The organism is Novosphingobium sp. BF6 (assembly GCF_058273105.1).
The window spans coordinates 2,447,408-2,471,697 of sequence record NZ_CM177775.1; the positions used below are offsets into that span (position 1 = coordinate 2,447,408).

A 24,290-nucleotide genomic window follows, 5' to 3' on the forward strand; every position below is an offset into this window, starting at 1 on the left:
GATGGAGCAATGGACGTTCAACAGACCCGGTTTTCCGCGCAGGAAATTGCCGCTCTCGCGCGGCGCATCGATCGCCCCATCGTGCTGGTCGGGATGATGGGCGTGGGCAAATCGAGCGTGGGCAAGCGCCTCGCCACCCTGCTCGACTGTCCCTTCGTCGATGCCGACGAGGAAATCGAGCGCTCGGCGCAGATGACCATCCCCGAAATTTTCGAGACTTACGGCGAATCCTACTTCCGCGACGGCGAGCGCAGGGTGATCTCGCGCCTGATCGAGGGCAAACCCCATGCCGGACCCTGCGTGATCGCGACCGGCGGCGGCGCCTTCTGCAACGAAGTGACGCGGCAACTGATTCTGGACAAGGCCATCACCGTCTGGCTCGACAGCGAGGTGGACACCCTGGTCGAACGCACCGCGCGCAAGGACAATCGGCCGCTGCTGCAAGGCGGCAATCCGCGCGAAATTCTCACGCGGCTGCGTGAGGACCGGCAGCAGCACTATTCGCTGGCCCCGATCCACGTCATGAGTCACAGCGGTCCGCACGTCCAGACGATCAACAACGTCCTTCAGGGAATTTCGCAATGGCTGTAATCCCCGTCGATATCGCCGGTCGCCCCTACGAAGTGCGCGTCGGCGCCGGGCTGCTCGCCGAACTCGTGCCGCATTGCCGGGGGCGCCTGCGCAAGCGCGGCGTGCCGATCATCACCGACGCAAACGTCCATGCCGCCTGGGGGGCGGTGGTCGAAGCCAGCCTGCGCGACAACGGCCACGAGCCGCACTGGCGCATCCTCCCCCCCGGCGAGGCCACGAAATCGTGGGAGGAACTGGCCGCCACGGTAAACTGGCTGCTTTCGCTCGAAGTGGAGCGCGGCGACCATATCATCGCGCTCGGCGGCGGCGTCATCGGCGATCTCACCGGCTTCTGCGCCTCGGTGCTCAAGCGCGGGTGCAAGTTCATCCAGGTGCCGACAACCCTGCTCGCCCAGGTCGATTCGAGCGTCGGCGGCAAGACCGCGATCAACACCCCCGCCGGCAAGAACCTCGTCGGCGCGTTCCACCAGCCCTCGCTGGTGCTGGCGGACCTCTCGGCGCTGGAAACCCTGCCCGAGCGCGACCTGCTGGCGGGCTATGCCGAAGTTGTGAAATACGGCCTCATCGACGATGCCGACTTCTTCGCCTGGTGCGACGCCAATGCCGCCGCGATGCTGGCGGGCGACAGCCAGCTTCGCGAATATGCGGTGGCTCATTCGGTGGCGAGCAAGGCGCGGATCGTCGCGGAAGACGAATTCGAGACGACCGGCAGGCGCGCCCTGCTCAATCTCGGCCACACGTTCGGCCATGCGCTGGAGGCCGAGACCGGCTTCTCCACGCGCCTGCTCCACGGCGAGGCGGTCGCCCTCGGCATGGTGCTGGCGGCGCGCTACTCCGCCCGCCGCGAGCTGATGCCGCGTGCCAGCGCCGAGCACATCGCCCGTCACATCGGCGAGATCGGCCTGCCTGCCAGCCTCAAGGCCCTCGGCCTCGACTGCGACGGTGCCCGCCTCGTCGAGCATATGCTGCACGACAAGAAGATGGACGCCGGTACCCTGCCCTTCCTGCTGCTCAAGGGGATCGGTCAGACCTACCTCGACAAGCAGGTCTCGCTGGAAGACGTCGCCGCGTTCCTCGACGAGGAATTGGCGCGAGACTGATGCCCGGCCGACGCTGAGCCTTCCTATCTCACTCGTCATCCTGAACTTGTTTCAGGATCCATGTCGCCGAACAAACCGCCGCTGATGGTCAGAAATGGATCCTGAAACAAGTTCAGGATGACGAGGTGCTATAGGCGGTGGAGCGCGCCAAATTTACGGCTCTATCCCGTTGAAATTCCGGCGTGCCGTGCCCTGCATGCGGCGTATGCGGCAACGAGTCGCGCTTGCCCTGCGTTTCCGAAGCATTCCTGCAATGGAATTTGGCGCCGATCGCAGAACCTTTCACGAGGTCCGGGGGCGTACGGGAAGGCGACAGGTCGATCGGGTCTGTCGCCTTTTCCGTTTGAACAAAGACGCTTGGGACCGCCGCCCCGGCCCGCCTCTTTTGCTCGACGTGACATTACAATGACGCGCCACTATGGTGCGCCCTCGGATAACAAAAGTACCGGGTCGCACTAGACACCATGACACTTTCAGAAGCCACTCCCGAACTCGACTTCCCCGAGGAAATCGAGCGCAACGACCGCGCTTTCCTGGGCCACCCCAAGGGCCTGGGCTATCTCTCCTTCGTCGAGGGCTGCGAGCGCTTCTCGTACTATTCGATGCAGACGCTGCTCGTGCTCTATATGGTCAAGTACCTGCTGCTGCCCGAGAACATCGGCAAGGTCGTGGGCCTGTCGTGGCTGCGTGGCTGGCACTATTCCGGGCTGGAGGGGCAGCCGCTCGCTTCGGCGATCTTCGGCGATTATACCTCGCTGGTCTACCTGACCCCGATCCTCGGCGGCATCGTCGCGGACCGCTGGCTGGGCCGCAAGGCGACGTTGATCGCGGGCGCCGTGGTCATGTCGCTCGGGCATTTCCTCATGGCTTTCGAGGGCATGTTCCTGCTGGCGCTGATGTCGCTGGTGGTCGGCGTCGGCCTGTTCAAGGGCAATATCGCCAGCCAGGTCGGCGAACTCTACAAGCCCGGCGATCTGCGCCGCGCCATGGCATTCCAGATCTTCTACATCGCCATCAACGTCTCGGTGATCGCCGCCCCGCTGATCGCCGGTACGCTGGGCGAGAAGGTGGGCTGGCACTACGGCTTCGGCACCGCCGGGATCGTCATGGTGCTGGGTCTGGTCATCTACCTCAAGGCCGGACACTGGCTCCCTGCCGACAACCGCGCCCCGAAGGGCGAAAAGGCACCAAAGATCCGCCTGACCCGCTCCGACTGGCCGCGCCTCGGCGCCCTGGCCGTGCTGGTGCCGGTGCTTGCCGTCGCGATGATGAGCAACCAGGAAATCTTCAACGCCTACCTCGTATGGGCGGACGACAAGTTCCAGCTCACCTTCTTCGGCGACACCCTGCCCACGAGCTGGATGATCACCGTCGACGCCACTCTCAGCTTCTCGATGCTGGTCGTCGTGGCGGCGTTCTGGAAGTGGTATTCCGCCCGCACCGGCCGCGAACCCGACGAACTGGGCAAGATGATCATCGGCTCGGTCTTCAGCATGATGGGCGGCATGTGCCTGGTGATCGCCGCCGCGACCGCCGGAAATGCCAAGATCGGCCTGTTCTGGCCGGTGATGTTCCACTTCTTCAACTCGATCGGCTTCGCCCATATCATGCCGGTCAGCCTCGCCCTGTTCACCAAGGTCGCCCCGCGCGCGCTCAACGCGACGGTCGTGGGGATCTACTACCTGGCCTTCTTCGGCGCGAACAAAGTGGTGGGCGAAGTGGGCGGCTGGTATTCCTCGATGGATACCGTGTCGTTCTGGCTGCTCCACGTAGGTTCCGCCACCGTGGGCCTGATCGCCTTCGCCGCGTTCAAGATCGCGCTGGGCAAGACGCTCGCGGGTGAGCCGGCATCGGCCTGATAGCAAAAAGGCGCCCCTGCTCAGGCAAGGGCGCCTTTTTGGGCTCAAGCGGAAAATCGCTCAGCCGAATACCGCGACCGACTGCATCCCCGCGATCACCGGCCTGCCCGCTGCATTCCACTGAAGGATTTGCTCGCTCGCCCCGCCGTTGCGCGCGAATTCGCTGGTCGAGCGCAGCAGCCACCAACCGTCCTCGGTCGTCGGCACAGGCTCCAACATGTTGACGTGCCATTGCATCGAGCTGATCGGCACGCGGAAGCCCAGCAGCGGCAGCACCGCCGTCGGCAAGGCATCGCCGATCAGCACTGCCTCCAGCGCCGGGTCGAGATTCTCGCGCGCCTTGAGCCGCACCCACCAGCACAGATCCGCTTCGCCCAGTGCCGACTTCGGCAGGGCAAAGCGCGCATCGAAGTTCTGCTTCAGGAACTGCGGCGCATGGTCCATCGGCACCGGGCTGGCATCGGCGACCGGACTGGTGCCCTCGGGCAGCGGATAACCCGCGATATCGGCAGCGCTCTCGATCTGGCGCATGAACACGAAGCTGGCGCTGAAACCGACGCCCTTCTCGTTCGACAGCTCGGCTGCAACCCAGGTGGCATTGCGCCCCTTGCGCACGATCCGCGCTCGCGCCTCCACGCGGCCGGCCAGCGGCGCGATCATCGCGAACTGACCCGAACGCAGCGGCGGCAATTCGGGATCGACACGCTGCGCCGCTGCCAGCGACAGCGCCGAAGTCAGCCCGCCGTAAGCGGTGCGGCCCTGAAGCCAGTCATCGGTGATATCGAACGCGAAACCGCCGTCGATTTCCTCCGCCTCGGCCAGAAGCGCGGCAAAACCCGTCATCAGAACAACCTCGAACCGTTAGGCACCATCTGGTCCGGCGCGAAGAGGACCACACGCCCCTCCTCGTCCGCGAAGCCGAGCGTCAGCGCCTCGGACAGCGCCTTGCCGATCTGCCGCGTTGGAAAATTCACGACCGCCGCCACTTGCCGCCCGATCAATTCCTCAGGCGAATAGAGCATGGCGACTTGCCCCACGCTCTTGCGCTCGCCAATGCCGGGGCCGAAATCGATCCGCAGCTTCAAGCTCGGCTTGCGCGCGCCCTCGTAGACCTCCGCAGCGACAACGGTGCCGACGCGGATGTCCACTTTCAGGAAGTCTTCGAAGGATATCTGCTCGGCCGCGGGTGCTGCGGGGTCGTGATTGAGATGCATTTATTCCATTTCGAGGATCACGGCGTCCACCGCAAGGCTTTCGCCGGCCTTGGCGTTGACGGCCTTGACCACGCCGGACTTCTCGGCGCGCAGGATGTTTTCCATCTTCATCGCCTCGACCACGGCGAGCGGCTGGCCGGCCTCGACCTTGTCGCCCTCGCCCACGTGAAGCGCCACGAGCAGGCCCGGCATCGGGCAGATCAGGTACTTAGAGAGATCCGGTGGGATCTTTTCGATCATGTGCCGGTTCAGCGAGGCCACGTGGCTGGGCAGGATCAGCACGTCGTGGATGCAGCCGCGCGTGGTCATCTTCAGGCCGGTGCGCGTGGGCGCGACGCGGATGCCGATGGCCTCGCCGTCGATCTCGGCGTCTATCATGCGGTCGCCCGGCGTATATTCCATCGCGAGATCAACCGAGATGCCGTTCACGGTGACGTCTTCATCGTCGATGACGACCTCGTAAGGCGCCTTGTCGATGGTGACGGTCCATTCCGACGGCGGTGCCAGACGGCGCGGCGCCAGCTGGCCGTCGACCCGGCGCGCACGGTCGGCCCGCGCGGTGGCGACGAAGGCCGCGACGGCAGCCAGCTTGCCTTTCAGTTCCTCCGAAGCAGGCGCGCCGGTGAAGCCTTCGGGATATTCCTCGGCGATGAAACCGGTGGTCAGCTCGCCCGAGCGGAAGCGCGGGTGCTGCATGATGGCCGAGACGAAATCGATGTTGTGGCCAAGGCCTTCGATCTCGAACAGGTCGAGCGCGGCAACCTGCTTGTCCGCCGCCTCGTCGCGGGTCTCGCCCCAGGTGATCAGCTTGGCGATCATCGGGTCGTAGAACATCGAGACTTCGCCGCCTTCGTAGACGCCGTCATCGACGCGAATACCGTCCACACCGCGGCGGCCGTTTTCCGCGCCGTCATCTGTCCAGCCGTCAACCGGCGGCTGATAGCGCACCAGGCGGCCGGTCGAGGGCAGGAAGCCGCGATAGGGATCTTCGGCATAGACGCGGTTTTCGATGGCCCAGCCGTCGATCTTCACGTCGGCCTGCGTCATCTCCAGCTTTTCGCCGGCGGCGACGCGGATCATCTGTTCGACCAGATCGACGCCGGTGATCGCTTCGGTAACCGGGTGCTCCACCTGAAGGCGGGTGTTCATTTCCAGGAAGTAGAAGCTCTCGCCCGTCGGGTCCGCGCCCGAGACGATCAGTTCCACGGTGCCCGCCGAGTAGTAACCCACCGCGCGCGACAGGGCGACGCACTGTTCGCCCATGGCCTTGCGCATCTTCTCGGTGACGAAAGGCGACGGCGCTTCCTCCACCACCTTCTGGTGGCGACGCTGGATCGAGCATTCGCGCTCGTTCAGGTAGAGAATGTTGCCGTGCTTATCGCCCAGGATCTGGATCTCGATGTGGCGCGGATTGAGGATGAACTTCTCGATGAAGACGCGGTCGTCGCCGAAGGAGTTCAGGCCTTCGCGCTTCACGCTCTCGAAGCCCTCGCGCACGTCCTGCTCGCTATAGGCAAGGCGCATGCCCTTGCCGCCGCCGCCGGCCGAGGCCTTCATCATTACCGGATAGCCGATCTCGTTCGAGATACGCACCGCGTGCTCGGTATCCTCGATCTCGCCGACGAAGCCGGGCACGACGTTGACCCCGGCCTGCTTGGCGAGCTTCTTGGACTCGATCTTGTCACCCATCGCGGCGATCGCGCCCACCGGGGGACCGATGAACGCGATGCCCTCTGCGGCCAGCGCCTCGGCGAAGGAGGTCCGCTCGGACAGGAAACCATAGCCCGGATGGACGGCTTCGGCACCGGTCTGCTTGCAGGCCTGGATGATCTTGTCGGCGATCAGGTACGACTGCGCGGCGGGCGCGGGGCCAATGTGGACCGCCTCATCGGCCATCTGCACGAACGGCGCGCGGGCATCGGCGTCGGAATAGACCGCCACCGTCTGGATGCCCATCCGCCGCGCGGTCTTGATGACGCGGCAGGCGATCTCGCCCCGGTTTGCGATGAGGATTTTCTTGAACAAACCCGTCCCTTTCAAATTCCGCCGCCGACCTCGCAGGCCGCGTCCGGTTTACATCTATTCCGCAGCTTCCAGCTTCGCACAGCCCTTGGGCATGCGCTGGGCTTCGACCTGAGCCTCGGTGAGTTCGATCGCCATCGGCTTGATGCCGAGGCGCGCGAACATCGCCGCGTCATTGTCGTCGCCCGAGTTCGGCGCAGTCAGCAGCTTGTCGCCGGTGAAGATCGAGTTCGCGCCAGCCATGAAGCACATCGCCTGCGTCATTTCGGACATCGATTCGCGCCCCGCCGAGAGGCGCACCATCGACAGCGGCATGGTGATCCGCGCGACCGCGACGGTGCGCACGAATTCCACGTCGTCGATCTTGGCGAGCGGCGTGTCGGCAAGCATGTCGCCCAGCACCGTGCCCTTCACCGGAACCAGCGCGTTGACCGGCACCGACTGCGGGTGATCGGGCAGCGTCGCCAAAGTGTGGACGAAGCCCACGCGATCGGCGCGCGTCTCGCCCATGCCGACGATGCCGCCGGAACAGACGTTGATGCCCGCCATGCGCACGTTCGACAGCGTATCGAGGCGGTCGTCCATCGTGCGCGTGGTGATCACCTGATCGTAACGCTCGGGCGAGGTGTCGATGTTGTGGTTGTAGTAGTCGAGGCCCGCTTCGGAGAGCATGTCCGCCTGATCGGGCGTCAGCATGCCCAGCGTCATGCAGGTTTCCATGCCCATGGCGCGCACGCCCTTCACCATCTCGATGATGGCGGGCATGTCGCGGTCCTTGGGGTTGCGCCAGGCGGCGCCCATGCAGAAGCGGGTGGAGCCCTGGTCCGCCGCCTGCGCCGCGCGCTGCAGCACCTGCTGCACTTCCATCAGCTTGGTCGCCTTGACGCCGCTGTTCGCCGAAACCGACTGCGAGCAATAGCCGCAGTCTTCCACGCAGCCGCCGGTCTTGATCGAAAGCAGCGTGGAAAGCTGCACTTCGTTGTGCGGATGGCTGGCGCGATGGACTTCGGCGGCGCGGAACACCAGTTCGGTGAACGGCAGGTCGAACAGCGCCGCGATTTCCTCGCGGGTCCAGTCGTTTCGTGCAGTGACGGCGGGGGTCTCGGTCATAGTCATTCCTCAGGCGGCCGGTCTGCGCGCGGGATGACGCGCGGCCAAACCCCTGTCATAGAGCCAAGCGCGGCGTCGATCCAGCATCGCCGTCCTTATTCCGCCGCTTCCAGCGTGGACCCAAGCGGCGGCATGTTGTGGCCAAGCAGGCGCAGCACGTCGGCGGCGCATTCCACCACGTTGGTGCCGGGGCCGTAGATGCCCTGAACGCCTGCGTTGCGCAGGAATTCATAGTCCTGCGGCGGAATGACCCCGCCGGCGATCACCTTGATGTCGCTGCGCCCCGCTTCGCGCAGTTTCTGGATCAGCTCGGGGATCAGCGTCTTGTGACCGGCCGCCAGCGAGGACGCGCCAACCACATCGACCGCGCTCTCCAGCGCCAGCACCACGGTTTCCTCCGGAGTCTGGAACAGCGGCCCGGAAACGACGTCGAAGCCCATGTCCCCAAAGGCGGAGGCGATCACGTTGGCGCCGCGATCGTGGCCGTCCTGCCCCATCTTGGCGACCAGCACCTTGGGCTTGCGGCCGAGGCGGCGCTCCACCGCCTGCACGCCGTCCAGCACCTGCTGCCAGCGGCTGTCGCCCTCGTAAGGAGCGCCGTAGACGCCCTTCACCGGGGTCGGCTGAGTGCCATAGCGCTGGAAGCTGTCTTCCATGGCCGAACTGATCTCGCCCAGCGTCGCACGGGCGCGGGCGCACTCCACTGCGAGCGCGAGCAGGTTGTTCTCGATGCTGGCGGGCGCGGCGGCACCGTCGCGCAGAGCCTTGAGCGCAGCTTGGCACGCGGCCTCGTCACGTTCCGCCTTCATCTTGTTGATGCGGGCGATCTGGCCTTCGCGGACCTTCGCGTTGTCCACTTCCAGCGTTTCCAGCAGGTCTTCGCTGGCAAGGCGATACTTGTTGACGCCGACGATCACGTCGTCGCCCCGGTCCACGCGGGCCTGACGGGCGGCGGCGGCGGTCTCGATCATCGCCTTGGGCCAGCCGGCAGCGACGGCCTTGGCCATGCCGCCTTCGGCCTGCACGCGCTCGATGATCTCCCACGCCTGATCGACCAGCTGCTGCGTCAGCGCCTCGATATAGTAGGACCCACCCAGCGGATCGACGACATTGCACATGCCGGTCTCTTCCTGGATGATGATCTGCGTGTTGCGGGCGATACGAGCCGAGAAGTCGGTCGGCAGCGCGATCGCCTCGTCCAGCGCGTTGGTGTGCAGCGACTGGGTGCCGCCCAGCATCGAGGCCATCGCCTCGATCGTGGTGCGGATCACGTTGTTGTAGGGGTCCTGCTCCTGCAAGCTCACACCCGAAGTCTGGCAGTGCGTGCGCAGCATCTTCGAGCGTTCGTCCTTGGCGCCAAGCTCCGTCATCACCCGGTGCCACAGCACGCGCGCGGCGCGCAGCTTGGCCACTTCCATGAAGAAGTTCATGCCGATGGCGAAGAAGAACGACAGGCGGCCCGCGAACTTGTCGATATCGAGACCCGATGCCACGCCGTACTTCACGTATTCCGCGCCGTCGGCGATGGTGAAGGCCAGTTCCTGCACCTGCGTCGCCCCGGCTTCCTGCATGTGATAGCCGGAAATCGAGATCGAGTTGAACTTCGGCATCTCGCGGCTGGTGTAACCGAAGATGTCCGAGATGATCCGCATCGAAGGCTCGGGCGGGTAGATGTAGGTGTTGCGGACCATGAACTCCTTGAGGATGTCGTTCTGGATGGTCCCGTCGAGTAGCTTGCGGTCTACCCCCTGCTCCTCGCCCGCCACGATGAAGAAGGCCAGGATCGGGATCACCGCGCCGTTCATCGTCATCGAGACCGACATCTTGTCGAGCGGAATGCCGTCGAACAGGATCTTCATGTCCTCGACGGAATCGATGGCGACACCGGCCTTGCCGACGTCACCCACGACGCGCGGATGGTCGCTGTCGTAACCGCGATGGGTGGCAAGGTCGAAAGCGACCGACAGGCCTTTCTGGCCCGCCGCAAGGTTGCGGCGATAGAAGGCGTTCGATTCCTCGGCAGTGGAGAAGCCCGCGTACTGGCGGATGGTCCAGGGGCGGCCGGCATACATCGAGGCGCGCACGCCGCGCGTGAACGGCGCGAAGCCGGGAAGGCCGGGATCGACGGTCACGTCCTCGGCGGTGTAGAGCGGCTTTACCGCAATACCCTCGGGCGTGTTCCAGGTCAGGTCCTTGCCCTTGACCTCCTTGTCGGCGGCCGCCTTCCAGTCGTTGATGTCTGCCATTGTCCGCATCCCTTCCGGCCCGCTCTCATTGCGGCGGGCCGTAATCTTTCTCAGTGAGCGCCCTTGGGCGTTGCCATGATCTCGGTGAGCTGACCGCCCATGTCCCTGGGATGGACGAAGAAGATCAGCGTCCCATGCGCACCCACGCGCGGCTCACCCAGCACGCGCTTGCCGAGGCCTTCGAACCAGGCCTTGGCTGCGTGAATGTCTGGCACCTCATAGCAGATGTGGTGCTGGCCCCCGAGCGGGTTCTTCTCCAGCCACTTGCCCACGGCGGAGTCCGCCGCAGTGGGCTGGAGCAGTTCGATCTGCGTACCGGCCGTGCCATCCTCGCCGGGTGTGTTGACAAAGCAAACGCGCACTTGCTGGCTTTCCAGCACGAACGGCTCGGTAATGTCGGTGGCACCCATCACGTTGCGATAGAACGCGATCGCGGCGTCGAGATCGGGCGTGGCAACGCCGATGTGGTTGAGACGACCCAGCTTCACGCCACATTCTCCAGCACGAGAGCGATGCCCTGCCCGCCGCCGATGCACATGGTGACGAGGCCGTATTTCCCGCCGGTGCGCTTCAACTCGTACATGCACTTGATGGCGAGCATCGTGCCGGTGGCGCCGACCGGGTGGCCGATGGAGACGCCCGAACCGTTCGGATTCACCTTCTCCGGATCGAATCCCAGCACCTTGGAAACAGCGGCGGCCTGAGCGGCGAACGCCTCGTTGCTCTCGATCACGTCGATCTGGTCGAGCGAGAGGCCCGCGCGCTTCAGCGCTACCGGGACCGCCTTGATCGGGCCTTCGCCCATGTAGGCAGGATCGACGCCGGCATGCCCCCAGGCGACGATCTTCGCCATCGGCTTGAGGCCCCGCTTCTCGACTTCCGAAGCGGTCGCCAGCACCACGGCGGCAGCGCCGTCGTTGATGCCCGAGGCGTTGCCGGCAGTGACCGCGCCGTCCTTCTTGAAGGCGGGCTTCATGCTGCCCAGCGTCTCGGCAGTGGTGTCGGCGCGGACATGTTCGTCGGTATCGAAAACGGTGACGCCCTTGCGGGTCTTCACTTCGATGGGAAGGATCTGGTCCTTGAAGCGACCTTCCGCGATCGCGCGAGAGGCGCGCTGGTGGCTGGTCGCGGCCAGCGTGTCCATGTCCTCACGGGTGACGCAGTGGCGTTCAGCCACATTCTCGGCGGTGATGCCCATGTGGTAGTCGCCGATGGCGTCCGACAGGCCTACGGTCAGCGCGTCTTCCTGCGTGTTGGCGCCCATCTTCTTGCCCCAGCGAACGCCGTGGTCGTGGTAAGGCACGTTCGACATCGATTCCGCGCCGCCCGCGACGGTGATCCCCGCCTCGCCCAGCTTCATCATCTGCGCGGCCGAAACGATCGCCTGCACGCCCGATCCGCAGAGGCGGTTGAGCGTCAGCGAAGGCACTTCGAAGGGCACGCCGGCATTGATGCCGATCACGCGGCTGAGCATCTCGTCCCTAGCGCTGGTCGGCATGACCTGGCCGATGACGATATGGCCGACGTCCTCAGGCGAAACGCCCGCGCGGGCCAGCGCCTCGGTCACGACCTTGCCGCCGAGATCGGACGGCATGAACGATTTCAGCGAACCGCCGAAATCGCCGACTGCCGTGCGCACGCCGCTGACGATGTATATGTCTTCCATGACCTGACTTCCCAATTTTTTTTCTCACGCCTGCCGTCTTTCGCGGCCTGAAGCGGATCGCGGTACTCTCCAAAAGGAGATGCACCGCGATCCTTCACGCGATCACAGCGGAATGTTGTCGTGCTTCTTCCAGGGGTTTTCGAGGCTCTTGGTCCGCAGCTTGCGTAGGCCCAGCGCGATGCGCTTGCGGGTCGAGTGCGGGTAGATCACCTCGTCGATATAGCCCCGGCTCGCCGCCACGAAGGGGTTGGCGAAGCGGTCTTCGTATTCCCTGGTCTTCTCGGCAATGCCCTCGGGCGAGAGGCCGCGGAAGATGATCTCCACCGCGCCCTTGGCGCCCATCACCGCGATCTCGGCGGTCGGCCAGGCATAGTTGAGATCGCCGCGCAGGTGCTTGGAGGCCATGACATCGTAGGCGCCGCCATAGGCCTTGCGGGTGATCACGGTGATCTTCGGTACGGTCGCCTCGGCATAAGCGAACAGCAGCTTGGCGCCGTGCTTGATGATGCCGTTGTGCTCCTGATCGGTGCCCGGCAGGAAGCCCGGCACGTCCACGAAGGTGATGATCGGGATGTTGAAGGCATCGCAGAAGCGCACGAAACGCGCGGCCTTCTTGGACGAGTTGATGTCCAGCACCCCCGCCAGCACCATCGGCTGGTTGGCGACGACACCCACGGTCTTGCCCTCGATACGGCCGAAACCGACGATGATGTTGCCGGCATGCAGCGGCTGGACCTCGAAGAAGTCGCCCTCGTCGAGCGTCTTCCGGATCACCTCATGCATGTCGTAAGGCTGGTTGGCCGAAGGCGGGATCACCGTGTCGAGGCTTTCCTCGGCACGGTCCCACGGATCGGCGCAGGGACGCTCGGGCACTTCCTCACGGTTGTTGAGCGGCAGGAAGTCGAAGAAATCGCGCGCCGCCAGCAGCGCCTCGATATCGTTCTCCAGCGCGAGGTCGGACACCGAGGTCTTGCTGGAGTGCGTGACCGCACCGCCCAGCTCTTCCTGGGTGACGACTTCGTTGGTGACGGTCTTCACCACGTCCGGCCCGGTGACGAACATGTACGAGCTGTCCTTCACCATGAAGATGAAGTCCGTCATGGCCGGCGAATAGACCGCGCCGCCCGCGCAAGGCCCCATGATCAGCGAAAGCTGCGGCACCACGCCCGATGCGAGCACGTTGCGCTGGAACACTTCGGCATAGCCGCCAAGCGACGCCACGCCTTCCTGGATGCGCGCGCCGCCGGAATCGTTGAGGCCGATCACCGGCGCGCCGACCTTCATCGCGTTGTCCATCAGCTTGCAGATCTTCTGCGCGTGACGGTGCGACAGCGAGCCGCCGAACACGGTGAAATCCTGGCTGAACACGAAGACGAGGCGGCCGTTGATGGTGCCCGATCCGGTAACGACGCCGTCGCCGGGGATGCGCTGGCTCTCCATGCCGAAGTCGGTGCAGTCATGCTCGACGTAGAGGTCGAATTCCTCGAAGCTGCCTTCGTCCAGCAGAATGTCGAGACGCTCCCGCGCGGTCAGCTTGCCCTTGGCATGCTGCGCGGCAATGCGCTTCTCACCACCACCCAGCTTTGCTGCGGCGCGGCGCTTCTCCATTTCGGCGATATTGGCGGACATCCGGGTTCCCTTGGAAAGTGACCTTGACGGCACGAATTATTGCCTCTGCTAGGCAGTTCCAAGGGGCAAGGTCAATAGATTTAATTGATCGGTTAAATGACAAAAGTGGCAGGTTCGTACCGATTTCGCCCCGCCGATGTGTTAGAGCCGCGTCAGATCGCCTCCGCGCAATCATCGCGCCATGCAAAAGGCGCCGCGACCGCATGAACGGTCACGGCGCCGGATGATTGCCAGGCCGCGCAGCCTTATTTCATCAGCACAAGCTCTTCCGACATCGTCGGATGCACGGCGACGGTCGCGTCGAAATCGGCCTTGGTCAGCCCCGCCTTCACCGCGATGGCGGCGGCCTGGATGATCTCCGGCGCTTCCGGCCCGATCATGTGCAGGCCCAGCACGCGGCCGGTGTGCCCTTCGCAAACCATCTTGTAGAGCGAACGCTCGTTGCGGTGGGCGACGACGTTCTTCATCGGCCGGAAGTCGCTCGTGTAGATCTGCACCTCGCCGTATTGCTGGCGCGCCTGCGCTTCGGTCAGGCCCACGGCACCGATCGGCGGATGGCTGAACACCGCCGAGGGAATGCAGCCATAGTCCACCGTCGTCGGCTTGCCGCCGAACACGGTATCGGCGAAGGCATGGCCCTCGCGGATCGCCACCGGGGTCAGCTGCACGCGGTTGGTGACATCACCCACGGCGTAGATGTGATCGACATTGGTCTGCGAATATTCGTCGACCAGAATCGCGTTCTTGTCGTCCAGTTCGACGCCGACGTTCTCCAGCCCCAGCCCTTCGACATTGGGTACGCGGCCGGTGGCGAACATCACGCAATCGACTTCGAGCGGCTCGTGGTTGGTCATCGAGACCGTGAGCGAACCGTCCGCGTTCTTCTCGATGCCCCGGAAGTCGGCATTGAAGCGGAAGTCGATGCCCTTGGTCAGCGAGATCTGGAGCAGGCGATCGCGCATGGATTCGTCATAGCCGCGCAGCAACTGGTCCGAGCGATTGATCAGCGTCACCTTCGAACCGAACTGGTGGAAGATGCCCGCGAACTCGTTGGCGATATAGCCCGCGCCTGCGATCAGGATGCGCTCCGGCAGCGCATCGAGATGGAAGGCCTCGTTCGAGGTGATCCCGTGCTCGTGGCCGGGGCAGGACGGGATCAGCGGACGCGCGCCGGTGGCGATGAGGATGACTTTGGCGGTCTTCTTCTCGCCGCTGGCCAGGGTGATCTCGTGCGGACCGGTGATCGTGGCGCGCTCGTGGAAGATCTCCACCTGGTTGTTCGAAAGCGTCTGCGTGTAGAGACCGTTCAGCCGGTCGACATCGCCCAGCACGTTGTCGCGCAGCTTGATCCAGTCGAACTTGGCTTCCGGAATGTCCCAGCCGAACTGCCTGGCGTCCTCCAGATCCTCCGCGAAGTGCGCGCCGTAGACGAGCATCTTCTTGGGCACGCAGCCGCGGATCACGCAGGTGCCGCCGACCCGGTATTCCTCGGCAACCGCCACGCGCGCGCCATGCGCCGCCGCGATCCGGCTGGCCCGCACGCCGCCCGATCCGGCGCCGATGGTGAAGAGGTCGTAGTCGAATTCTGACATGCACTTGGCTCCTGCTGCACCGGCCTGCGTCCCGGGCACGGCGCATATGGGGCAGATCGCCGCCGATTGCCAATGGGTGATCGGCCAGACGCGAGAAGCTCTCCTTTCCCTCCCCCAAGTAACGAACCATCGAAACGGCCGCCCCGCTGACCGCAAAATAATTGTCAACCAAAACAGTTGAGTTTATAGGAGTCGCATCACCTGCCGCTCCCTACAGGACAGCCTGCGCCCGGCGGCCACCGAACTCCCCCAGAAACACCTCAGTCGGGAGAAGAGAGAATGGCAAAGACGAACCTTGAGCCCGCAGCACCCGTGCAGGAACCGCTCGTGCTCCTCATCCCCGGTCTCGACGGCAGCGGCCCCGGCCACTGGCAGCGCCGCTGGGCCGAAGAACTGGACAATGCCCAGATGGTCGATCTCGGCCTATGGGAAAAACCGCATCGCAACACCTGGATCAACCGCCTGAACCATTCGGTGCAGCGTGCCGGACGTCCGGTCGTGCTGGTGGCGCACAGCCTCGGCTGCCTGCTGACGGCATGGTGGGCGAAGTTCGAGCAGCCGGGAACGACTTCTCCCGTGGTGGGCGCGCTACTCGTCGCGCCGCCGGAGGTGGATTTCTTTCCGCGCGACGACCGGCTCAACGGCTTCGCGCCGACGCCGAGCGAGGCCCTGCCCTTCCCCTCGATCCTGGTGGCCAGCCGCAACGATCCCTGGATCGGCTTCCCGACCGCGCGCCTGCTCGCCCGCCAGTGGGGCAGCCAGTTCGTGGACGCGGGCGAGACCGGCCACATCAATGCGGATTCGAAGATTGGCAGCTGGGAGGACGGCAAGACGCTGCTGCGTCAGCTTACCGGCAAGCGCCCTGCCGGAGACGGTGCCCGCCTGCCGCTTCCGGCAGACCGGCCCGAGGGCCTCGCATACCGATCCTGACGGGGATCGACCTCCAGCGAAGCCCCGCGAGGAGCCGGGGCAGGTCCAAGCGATCTGCCCCGGCTCTTTTTATCAGGCGATACCCGAAAGCTTGAGCAGCGCTTCGGTCGAAGGGTCGAAAGTGGTGCCGCCCTTCTCGATCTGGTTGGCGATTTCCTTGCCCAGTTCGACGCCGAACTGGTCGAAGGGATTGATCTCCATCAGCACGGCATTGGCGAAAGTGCGGTGCTCGTGGAAGGCGATCAGGGCGCCGAACGTCGCGGGCGAGACTTCGTCCAGCAGGATCGTCGCCGAAGGACGGTCACCCGCATAGGCACGGGCCGGGTCTTCGCTGGCCTTGCCCGCCATCAGCGCCGCGCCCTGCGCGAAGCAGTTCGACAGCAGGATGCGGTGATGCGCGGGGTTGAGGTCGTCGCCCGGCGCGATCGCGGCGATGAAGTCCACCGGCACGAGGTTGGTGCCCTGGTGCAGCAACTGGAACACCGCGTGCTGGGCATCGGTGCCGACGCCGCCCCAGGTGATCGGCGCCGTCGGGCCATCGACCGGCGAGCCGTCGACCTTCACGCTCTTGCCGTTCGATTCCATCTCGAGCTGCTGGAGATAGTCCGGCAGCAGCGCGAGGCGTTCGTCATAGGCGAAGACCGCGCGGGTCTGGCAGCCGCGCAGGCGGGTGTAGTACTGGTCGGCAAAGGCCGCGCGCAGCGGCAGGTTGGCGAGGCCGTCGGTATCGCGGAAGTGCACGTCCATCGCCGCCGCACCGTCGAGGAACTCGGCGAAGTCCGGCCAGCCGAGCGCCATGGCGACCGGGAAGCCGATCGAGGACCACAGCGAGTAACGACCGCCGACGCTTTCCGAGAACGGCAGGATGCGCGTCTCGTCCACGCCCCATTCGACCGCCTTGTCCGGCGCCGCGGTCAGCGCGACGACGCGGCCATAGGGATCCTCGACGCCGTGCTCGCGCATCCACCCAAGGACGCTTTCGGCATTGGTCATCGTCTCGATGGTGGTGAAGGTCTTGGAAGCGACCGCCAGCATCGTCGTCGCCGGATCGCACTTGGCGAAGGCCGCTTCCAGGGCGCAGCCGTCGATGTTGGAGACAACATGGACGTCCACCATCGCCCCGTCGCGGGCGAGCGCATCGATCGCGAGCGCCGGGCCGAGCGCCGAACCGCCGATGCCGACATGGATCAGGTGCTTCACCTCGCCCATCGCGCCGCGGTGGATGGCCTCGACGATGGCCGCCATGCGGGCGTGGAACTCGTGGGCGAGCCCGACGCTTTCCTCGTTGCCGACGCCGCGCTGGGCAGTGTGTTCGGCGGCGCGGCCCTCGGTGGTGTTGACCACCTCACCCGCGAAGAGCGCCGCGCGGCGGCCCGCGAAATCGGTGGCCACGGCCAGTTCTTCGAAGGCCGCGATGTGGGCCGCATCGAGGTGGGTCTTGGACCAGTCGAACCGGATCGCGCCGGGGCTGGTCTCGTCACCCAGCTCCAGGCGGCTGGCAAGCAGATCGAGACGCGCCGGATCGGCGTCGAAAAGTTCGGCAAGCGTCGGTTTGGGCAATCCTTTCAGCTTGTTCCACACCGCTTCGCTCATGCCATGGTTCCTTTGTTCAAGTTGGGGGCAGCCTTATGCATAGCACGCAGCGGAAGGCCAAGTGCCATTCTTGCGCAATCGTCTACACATGCCGCTCGACGAAAACATGACGTTTTTGGTCGATAGCGGCACATCTTGGCCCCGTATCTCCCTTGACGGATGGCCCCGCGCGCAACAAGGGTTCGAGCCATGAGCGACATCGAAACCGCGACTTCCGGCCCCACTCCCGAAACATCCGCAGCGCCGCCTTCGGGCAACAAGCCTGCCCAGAAGGATGCCAAGAAGGATGAGGGCTTCTTCTCCTTCCTGCTCTGGCTGGTGCTGGGCGTGGTGGTGCTACGCAGCTTCATCATCTCGCCCTTCAACATCCCCAGCGAGTCGATGCTGCCGCGGCTGTTGAACGGGGACTATCTTTTCGCCTCGAAGTGGTCTTACGGCTATTCGAAGTATTCGCTGCCCTTCAGCCTGCCGCTGATCCCCGGCCGTATCTTCGCCAGCCAGCCCGCGCGCGGCGACGTGGTGATCTTCAAGGCCCCTCCCGGCAACGACGTCGACTACATCAAGCGCGTCATCGGCCTTCCCGGCGACGAAGTGCAGGTGAAGGCCGGTCAGGTCTTCCTGAACGGCAAGGCCGTGCCGCGCGTGAAGCAGCCCGATTTCGTGCTGCCGGTTACCGCCAACACCCATTGCTACGCGCCCGAGTTCGAAGGCAAGGACGCGGCGGGCGGCGCGGTCTGCAACTACCCGCAGTTCCGCGAGACACTGCCGAACGGCAAGAGCTACAACGTGCTCGACCTCGGCCAGACCCCGCAGGACGACACCGGCGTCTACATCGTCCCCGAAGGCCACATGTTCCTGATGGGCGACAACCGCGACAACTCGCTCGACAGCCGCTTCCCGGCGATCGAGGGCCAGGGCATCGGCATCGTCCCGCAGGACAATCTCGTCGGCAAGGCCGCCATCATGATGTTCTCCACCGACGGCGACGCCGAGTGGCTCAAGCCCTGGACCTGGTTCACCGCCGCGCGCTGGAGCCGGATCGGGAGCGTGATCTGAGTGCTTGAAGCAATAGACCGCACCTTCCTCGCCGAAATCTCGGGCGCCGCGCCTGCCGACGAGGCGCTCTGGCTGTCCGCCCTCACCCACGGCAGCACCGGCGAGAAACGCAATTACGAACGACTGGAATTCCTCGGCGACCGCGTCCTCGGACTCTCGGTCGCCGAATGGCTTTTCGAAAACAGCGAGGAGGCGGAAGGCCGCCTTTCGCAGCGTCTCAACGCGCTCGTCAGCCGCCAGACCTGTGCCGAGGTCGCGCGCCGCATCGGCCTCGGCCCGCACATGCGCCTTGGCAAGCAGGCCCGTGACGACGGCGGGCTCGACAGCGACAATATCCTGGGCGACGTGATGGAAGCGCTGATCGGCGCCTGCTTCACCGAGCGCGGCTTCGAGGCTGCGCGCCAGATGGTCCGCAAGCTCTGGGCGGAACCGATGCAGGGCAAGGCGGGCAAGCGCAAGCATCCCAAGTCGGCGCTGCAGGAATGGGCCGCCGGAAACCGTCGCCGCATGCCGGAATACAAGCTGGTAGAGCGTTCCGGCCCCGATCATGCCTCGCAGTTCACTGTCGAGGTTGCTATTTATAACGTCGGCGCCGCGCGTGCCACGGCCCATTCCAAGCAGGATGCCGAAACCCGCGCCGCCGAGGAATTCATGAGGAAATTCGGATGACCGAACATTGCGGTCTAGTAGCTGTCATCGGTGCCCCCAACGCGGGCAAGTCCACGCTCGTCAACGCGCTGGTCGGCCAGAAAGTGGCGATCACTTCGGCCAAGGCCCAGACCACCCGCGCGCGGCTGATGGGCATCGCCCTGCTCGATGAAACCCAGATCATCCTGGCCGACACTCCCGGCATCTTCGAACCCAAGCGCCGCCTCGACCGCGCAATGGTCGCCGCCGCCTGGGAAGGCGCGCAGGAAGCCGACGCGGTGCTGCTGGTGGTCGATCCGATCAAGAAGCGCCGCCACGAGCTGGAGCCCCTGCTCGAAGCGCTCGCCACGCGCCCGGAACGCAAGATTCTGGTCATCAACAAGGTCGATGCCGGTGCCAAGGAGCCGCTGCTCGTGCTGGCGCAGGAACTGACCGGCAAAGTCCAGTTCGACGAAGTGTTCTTCGTGTCCGCCCTGACCGCCGACGGCGTGCCCGAACTCAAGGCCCACCTTGCCGGGCTGATGCCGGAAGGTCCGTGGCACTACCCCGAGGATCAGGTTTCCGACGCCAGCGAACGCCTCCTCGCCTGCGAGATCACCCGCGAGCAGCTCTACCGCCAGCTCCACGAGGAACTGCCCTACGACGCCGCCGTCCGCCCCGAGGCCTACGAACAGCGCAAGGACGGTTCGGTGGAAATCCGCCAGCAGATCGTCGTCACCCGCGACAACCAGCGCGCCATCGTGCTGGGCAAGGGCGGCTCCAAGATCAAGGCGATCGGCGAGGCCGCGCGCAAGGAACTGGCCGAAGTGCTCGGTCAGAAGGTCCACCTCTTCCTCCACGTGAAGGTCGAGGAAAACTGGGCCGACGCGCGCGATATCTACGAAGAGATCGGGCTGGACTGGGTCAAGTAATGACACGTCTTCCGTCGATGAAGGCCGTGCGAGCGGCCATGCTTCTCGGCGCTTTGGCCGCGCCCGCGATGGCGAGGGCCGCGGAGAGCGAACAGGTCGCCGCGGTCGAGGAAAGCCTGGCCGGGCAGCGCTATGTCGCCATCGGCTCGTCCTTCGCCGCCGGGCCGATGCTGCCGCCCGCCAAGGGCGGCGCCCCCGCCCGCTGCGGCCAGAGCATGAACAATTACCCGACGCTGCTCGCCGAGCGCTTCGGGATGATCCTTACCGACCGTTCCTGCTCGGGCGCGACCACCAACAACGTGCTCGGCCCCTGGGGCGACATTCCGCCGCAGATCAGCGCCGTCACCCCGCAGACGCGGCTGGTGACCGTGACCATCGGCGGCAACGACCTGAATTACATCGGCAATCTCTTCACCGCGACCTGCATCCACCGCGCCAAACAATTGCCGCAAGGCGCCAAGCGACCGTCCTGCGGCACGGTGAAAGTGCCCACCGAAGTCGAATATGCGCGCGACGAGATGCAGATGATGGAAATCGCCCGGCGCATCCGCACCGTGGCGCCGCGCGCGCGGCTGGTCTTCGTCCAGTACCTGACCCCGCTGCCGCAGCCGGGCGGGCTCTGCCCGGCCACGCCGGTCAGCGAGGAGCACGCCGCGATCACCCGCCGCATCGGCCAGCGACTCTCCGAGATCACCGGCCGCGTGGCGCAGGCCTACGGTGCCATCGTCGTCGAGATGAATCAGTCCTCGGCCGCGCATACGCCCTGCGACACCCTGCCCTGGATGATCGGCTCGCCCGAAGGCTACGACGGCAGCCAGGGGCTTCAGTGGCACCTCAACTTCGCCGGAATGCAGGCGACCGCCAACGACATCGGCTGGTGGCTAACCCGCGCGGGCGTGAAGCAGGCCAAGCCGGGCCTCAGCATCCAGCCGCAGTCGATCCCCTCCGGCACGCCGACCGTCGTGGTGCCGCCAGCAGTCCCCGGCACGACGCCCAAGGCCGTACCCTCGCCCACCCCTACGGCGACCGCGACGCCCTCTACCGGCTCCGGTCGGCCCAGACGCTAATTGCCCGCCAGTCGCCAGCGCGCAAAGCTGGCGACGGCGGCAACTCCGGCCAGTCCGGCGGCCACCAGCATCGGGGCAGGCCCTTGTCCGGCCCCGAGCGACAACATCGTCCCGATCATCGCCGCGCCGAGCGTCTGTCCGAACAGGCGTCCGGTCGCGAGCAGGCCGCCCGCCGCGGCCGCCCGCTGGCGCGGCGCATTGCTGACAATCATCCGGGCATTGGGCGAGAAGAACAGCGCAAACCCGAAAGCGGCGACGACCAGCCGCCAGGCGATCGCCAACGCTCCGGCATGAGCGGGCAGAAAAGCCAGCAACACCAGCCCGGCAACCGCGACACCCATGCCGACAAGTCCCATGATCGAAGGCGAGACATGGTCTGAGAGCCAGCCCGCCGCCGGAGCGACGACCAGCATCGTCAGCGGGAACGGCAGGACCAGCAGGCCCACGTTCTCGACGCTATAGCCCATGCCCTGCTCCAGCCGGAACGGCAGCGCGACGATCAGCGCCGCCGAGGCGATAAAACCTGCTATCGCCGCAAGCGTCGAGAGGCCGATGGCGGGCTGAGCGAGGAGATCGACGGGAAAGACCGGATTCGTCTTGCGCCGCTCGCGGCGGGCCAGCAGCAGGGCCGAGGCGATACCGGCAAATGCCGTCACCAGCCCCAGTTCCACCATGCCGCCATGCGCTGCCAGTTCCACGCCGCCGATCAACAGGACGAAACTGATCGCGCTCCACAGACCTGAAACCCCGTCGAAAGGCGTGTCGCCGCGCTCGGGGTCCGGCAGGAAGCGGCCGATCAGCAGGGAAATCAGCGCGAAGGGAACGGCGGCCACGAAGATCCAGTGCCAGTCGGCATGGGCCACGATGAAGCCGCCGAGAACCGGTGCCAGTGCGTTGGAGGAAGCAACGATCACCGAATTGATGCCCAGCCCGCTGCCCAGCTTCGCCTTGGGATAGATCTGCCGGATCAAGGCCGTGCCGACGCTCATCGCCATGCCCGCGCCGAGTGCCTGACCCGCACGTATCAGCAATAGCAGAGGCAGCGAACTCGCGAGAAACGAAAGCGCGGAAGCGACCATGAAGATCACCTGCCCGGCCTGGTAGACGCGCCGCAACCCCAGTCGCTCGCCGAGATTGGCGAAAGGCAGCAGCGCCATGACCATGACGAGCTGATAGACCGTCACCACGTTGACGACGACGCCCTGCTCCACGGAAAGATCGCGGGCGATCGTCGGCAGCGCGACATTGGCGATCGTTCCGTCCAGCACGAACAGCGCGGTGCCGAAGGAAATCGCCACAATGGCCCACAACCGGCGCGGCATCGGCAGCCCGGAATCCCGAACATCGGTCGCGCGGCCGAGAACCGGCTCGCCATCGCTCATCCGCAGCATGTCACTCCAACGCCCGATTTCGAAATCGGCCCGCAGGGTGCCCGGCAGCGGGACAGGCTGCAAGTCATACGGAGGGTTGGGGGCGGACCTGTCGCCAAACCGCAACTTTCGCGGCGCAAGGACGGCCGACGGCATCGCCCGGCGCCGTAGCCGGGACGAGTGCGCAGAAAGGGTCGGACAATGATCGCAATGGCGCGGCTGAGGGCAAGCCGAATGCGACTCGTGCCCGGCTCGCCGCTGCTGTTCCTCGCCCTGGGGGCCACGCTCAGAATTCCGATGTTCGGCAAACCCGCGTTCCAGTCCGATGAGCAGTTCTATCTCCTTGTCGGCCAGCGCATGGCCGAGGGCGCGCTACCCTTCGTCGATATCTGGGACCGCAAGCCCTACGGCCTGTTCCTGCTCTACCGCAGCGTCTACGCCCTGCCCTTCGATCCGGTCCTGACGTACCAGATCGCCGGACTGGTCTTTTCGGTCCTGACCGCGCTCGTCATCGAACGCATGGCCCGCCGGATTGCACCAACCCGCGCGGCGCAGGCGGCGGGGTTGGCCTATCTGCTCTATCAGCCGGTGTTCAACGTGGCGCTGGGGCAGTCACCGGTGTTCTACAACCTGCCGGTCGCCCTTGCAGCAGCCCTCGTGCTCGACGTCCGGCTGCGCGACGGGGACCACAGGTTGTTCCGGCGCGGAATGGCGGCGATGCTGCTCCTCGGGCTGGCCTTGCAGATCAAGTACAGCGTCGTGTTCGAAGGCATGGGTTTCGGCCTCATGCTGCTCGCACGCGGACGCGCCGACGGCTGGAGCCTGCCGCGCCTCGCCGCAACAGGAGCGGCATGGGCCTTGGCCGCCCTCGCTCCGACGCTGCTGGCGCTTATTGGCTATGCGACAACCGGCCATGCCGAAGCCTTCCTGCAAGCCAACTTCCTCTCGATCTTCGGCCGCGCCGTCGATCAGGCCGACGCCTTCGCGCAGCTTGGCAAGGAAAGCCTCGCGCTGATTCCCTTCGCGCTGGCCATCGTGCTGGCTCCCACCCGACTGCCCACCTTGCGGGAAACGAACCCCGCCATGCTCACCGGCATCCGGATCTGGGCGATTGTCGCGCTACTGGGGTTCCTCGCCTTCGGAACCTGGTACGACCACTATCTCGGCCCGGTTCTCGTCCCGATCTGCCTCTTGGCCGCGCCCGCGTTGGGACGCGCGGCTCCCGGCGAGCAATGGTACGAACGGCTGCTGCTCGGCTTCGGCCTGCTCGGCGCACTGGTGGTCCCGGCGCTGCAAGTCCGCGAGCGCGGAACGGCGAAGGACTTCGCTGCCGCCAGCGCCGCCGTCTCACGCGAACTGTATGGCCGCTGCCTCTACGTCTACGAAGGCGACAGCGCGCTCTACCGGACGACACGCGCGTGCATCCCCACGCGCTTCGCCTATCCCAGCCACCTCAATGCGATGAACGAAGCCGGAGCGCTGGGCGTCGATTCCGTAGCCGAAGTCCGGCGAATTCTGGTCCGTCGCCCCGGCGTGATCGTTGTCGCGGAATACGGCCGCCCCAACCTGCCGAACCTCAGGACACGGGCGCAGATACGAAACACCCTCGCGCGCTCCTATGAGCGCTACGAGGGCGTGACAATCGGTACGCGGAAGTTCGGTCTCTACCGCCTGAAGCGCTGAACC

20 protein-coding genes are annotated in these 24,290 nt (G+C 65.4%); 9 read left to right on the top strand and 11 right to left on the bottom strand.

Going from position 1 to position 24,290, the window contains the following annotated elements; all coding sequences use genetic code 11:
- The first annotated feature begins 9 nt into the window (after positions 1 to 9).
- The 3 genes from AC4D6D_RS11835 to AC4D6D_RS11845 all read left to right on the top strand — a co-directional run bounded on the left by AC4D6D_RS11835 (position 10) and on the right by AC4D6D_RS11845 (position 3,550).
- On the top strand, positions 10 to 591 hold the full coding sequence (locus AC4D6D_RS11835) for a shikimate kinase (protein ID WP_147215472.1): 582 nt from the start codon (positions 10 to 12) through the stop codon (positions 589 to 591).
- Positions 582 to 1,691: a 3-dehydroquinate synthase gene (gene aroB / locus AC4D6D_RS11840; RefSeq protein ID WP_491325429.1), complete on the top strand. Its 1,110-nt coding sequence runs from the start codon at positions 582 to 584 to the stop codon at positions 1,689 to 1,691. Before AC4D6D_RS11835 ends, aroB begins: the two co-directional genes overlap by 10 nt.
- 464 nt (positions 1,692 to 2,155) lie before the next feature.
- The gene (locus AC4D6D_RS11845) at positions 2,156 to 3,550 is read left to right on the top strand and encodes a peptide MFS transporter (protein WP_491325430.1); all 1,395 of its coding nucleotides are present in this window, start codon (positions 2,156 to 2,158) and stop codon (positions 3,548 to 3,550) included.
- Positions 3,551 to 3,610: 60 nt separating this feature from the next.
- Here the strand turns inward: AC4D6D_RS11845 and AC4D6D_RS11850 are convergent, their stop codons facing one another.
- The 9 genes from AC4D6D_RS11850 to gor all read right to left on the bottom strand — a co-directional run bounded on the left by AC4D6D_RS11850 (position 3,611) and on the right by gor (position 15,029).
- Positions 3,611 to 4,393, bottom strand: coding sequence for a thioesterase family protein (locus AC4D6D_RS11850; protein ID WP_491325431.1), 783 nt, complete (start codon positions 4,391 to 4,393; stop codon positions 3,611 to 3,613).
- Positions 4,393 to 4,764 carry a tRNA-binding protein gene (locus tag AC4D6D_RS11855; RefSeq protein ID WP_491325432.1) on the bottom strand — a complete coding sequence of 124 codons (372 nt, stop codon included), beginning with the start codon at positions 4,762 to 4,764 and terminating at the stop codon, positions 4,393 to 4,395. The genes AC4D6D_RS11850 and AC4D6D_RS11855 overlap by 1 nt, the downstream gene beginning before the upstream one ends.
- A complete protein-coding gene (locus AC4D6D_RS11860) occupies positions 4,765 to 6,789 on the bottom strand; it encodes an ATP-binding protein (protein ID WP_491325433.1) in 2,025 nt (674 codons plus the stop codon).
- Positions 6,790 to 6,843: 54 nt separating this feature from the next.
- On the bottom strand, positions 6,844 to 7,896 hold the full coding sequence (bioB, locus tag AC4D6D_RS11865) for a biotin synthase BioB (RefSeq protein ID WP_491325434.1): 1,053 nt from the start codon (positions 7,894 to 7,896) through the stop codon (positions 6,844 to 6,846).
- 95 nt (positions 7,897 to 7,991) lie between these two features.
- The gene (gene scpA / locus AC4D6D_RS11870) at positions 7,992 to 10,142 is read right to left on the bottom strand and encodes a methylmalonyl-CoA mutase (protein ID WP_491325435.1); all 2,151 of its coding nucleotides are present in this window, start codon (positions 10,140 to 10,142) and stop codon (positions 7,992 to 7,994) included.
- 50 nt (positions 10,143 to 10,192) lie between these two features.
- Complete coding sequence (gene mce, locus AC4D6D_RS11875) at positions 10,193 to 10,630, bottom strand: methylmalonyl-CoA epimerase (RefSeq protein WP_491325436.1); 438 nt, start codon at positions 10,628 to 10,630, stop codon at positions 10,193 to 10,195.
- Positions 10,627 to 11,808, bottom strand: a complete 1,182-nt coding sequence (gene bktB / locus AC4D6D_RS11880) for a beta-ketothiolase BktB (protein ID WP_491325437.1) — start codon at positions 11,806 to 11,808, stop codon at positions 10,627 to 10,629. The genes mce and bktB overlap by 4 nt, the downstream gene beginning before the upstream one ends.
- Positions 11,809 to 11,910: 102 nt before the next feature.
- Entirely contained in the window at positions 11,911 to 13,437 is a 1,527-nt protein-coding gene (locus AC4D6D_RS11885) for an acyl-CoA carboxylase subunit beta (protein ID WP_491325438.1), read from the bottom strand.
- 245 nt (positions 13,438 to 13,682) lie between these two features.
- Positions 13,683 to 15,029: a glutathione-disulfide reductase gene (gene gor / locus AC4D6D_RS11890; protein ID WP_491325439.1), complete on the bottom strand. Its 1,347-nt coding sequence runs from the start codon at positions 15,027 to 15,029 to the stop codon at positions 13,683 to 13,685.
- A gap of 279 nt (positions 15,030 to 15,308) precedes the next feature.
- On the opposite strand from gor, the gene AC4D6D_RS11895 reads away from it, so the two are divergent.
- Entirely contained in the window at positions 15,309 to 15,959 is a 651-nt protein-coding gene (locus AC4D6D_RS11895) for an RBBP9/YdeN family alpha/beta hydrolase (protein WP_491325440.1), read from the top strand.
- Positions 15,960 to 16,031: 72 nt separating this feature from the next.
- Here AC4D6D_RS11895 and pgi read toward each other — a convergent pair whose 3' ends face one another.
- Positions 16,032 to 17,552, bottom strand: a complete 1,521-nt coding sequence (gene pgi / locus AC4D6D_RS11900) for a glucose-6-phosphate isomerase (RefSeq protein ID WP_491325441.1) — start codon at positions 17,550 to 17,552, stop codon at positions 16,032 to 16,034.
- Positions 17,553 to 17,741: 189 nt separating this feature from the next.
- On the opposite strand from pgi, the gene lepB reads away from it, so the two are divergent.
- From lepB to AC4D6D_RS11920, 4 genes are read left to right on the top strand one after another with little or no spacing between them, the layout of a single operon-like run.
- Positions 17,742 to 18,608: a signal peptidase I gene (gene lepB, locus AC4D6D_RS11905; RefSeq protein WP_147215496.1), complete on the top strand. Its 867-nt coding sequence runs from the start codon at positions 17,742 to 17,744 to the stop codon at positions 18,606 to 18,608.
- On the top strand, positions 18,609 to 19,277 hold the full coding sequence (gene rnc, locus AC4D6D_RS11910; RefSeq protein ID WP_491325442.1) for a ribonuclease III: 669 nt from the start codon (positions 18,609 to 18,611) through the stop codon (positions 19,275 to 19,277).
- Complete coding sequence (gene era, locus AC4D6D_RS11915) at positions 19,274 to 20,167, top strand: GTPase Era (RefSeq protein WP_147215499.1); 894 nt, start codon at positions 19,274 to 19,276, stop codon at positions 20,165 to 20,167. The genes rnc and era overlap by 4 nt, the downstream gene beginning before the upstream one ends.
- Positions 20,167 to 21,234 carry an SGNH/GDSL hydrolase family protein gene (locus AC4D6D_RS11920; protein ID WP_147215501.1) on the top strand — a complete coding sequence of 356 codons (1,068 nt, stop codon included), beginning with the start codon at positions 20,167 to 20,169 and terminating at the stop codon, positions 21,232 to 21,234. Before era ends, AC4D6D_RS11920 begins: the two co-directional genes overlap by 1 nt.
- Here AC4D6D_RS11920 and AC4D6D_RS11925 read toward each other — a convergent pair.
- A complete protein-coding gene (locus tag AC4D6D_RS11925; RefSeq protein ID WP_491325443.1) occupies positions 21,231 to 22,688 on the bottom strand; it encodes an MFS transporter in 1,458 nt (485 codons plus the stop codon). The genes AC4D6D_RS11920 and AC4D6D_RS11925 overlap by 4 nt on opposite strands.
- Before the next feature lie 150 nt (positions 22,689 to 22,838).
- On the opposite strand from AC4D6D_RS11925, the gene AC4D6D_RS11930 reads away from it, so the two are divergent.
- Positions 22,839 to 24,287 carry a glycosyltransferase family 39 protein gene (locus tag AC4D6D_RS11930; protein ID WP_491325444.1) on the top strand — a complete coding sequence of 483 codons (1,449 nt, stop codon included), beginning with the start codon at positions 22,839 to 22,841 and terminating at the stop codon, positions 24,285 to 24,287.
- Positions 24,288 to 24,290 lie beyond the last annotated feature (3 nt).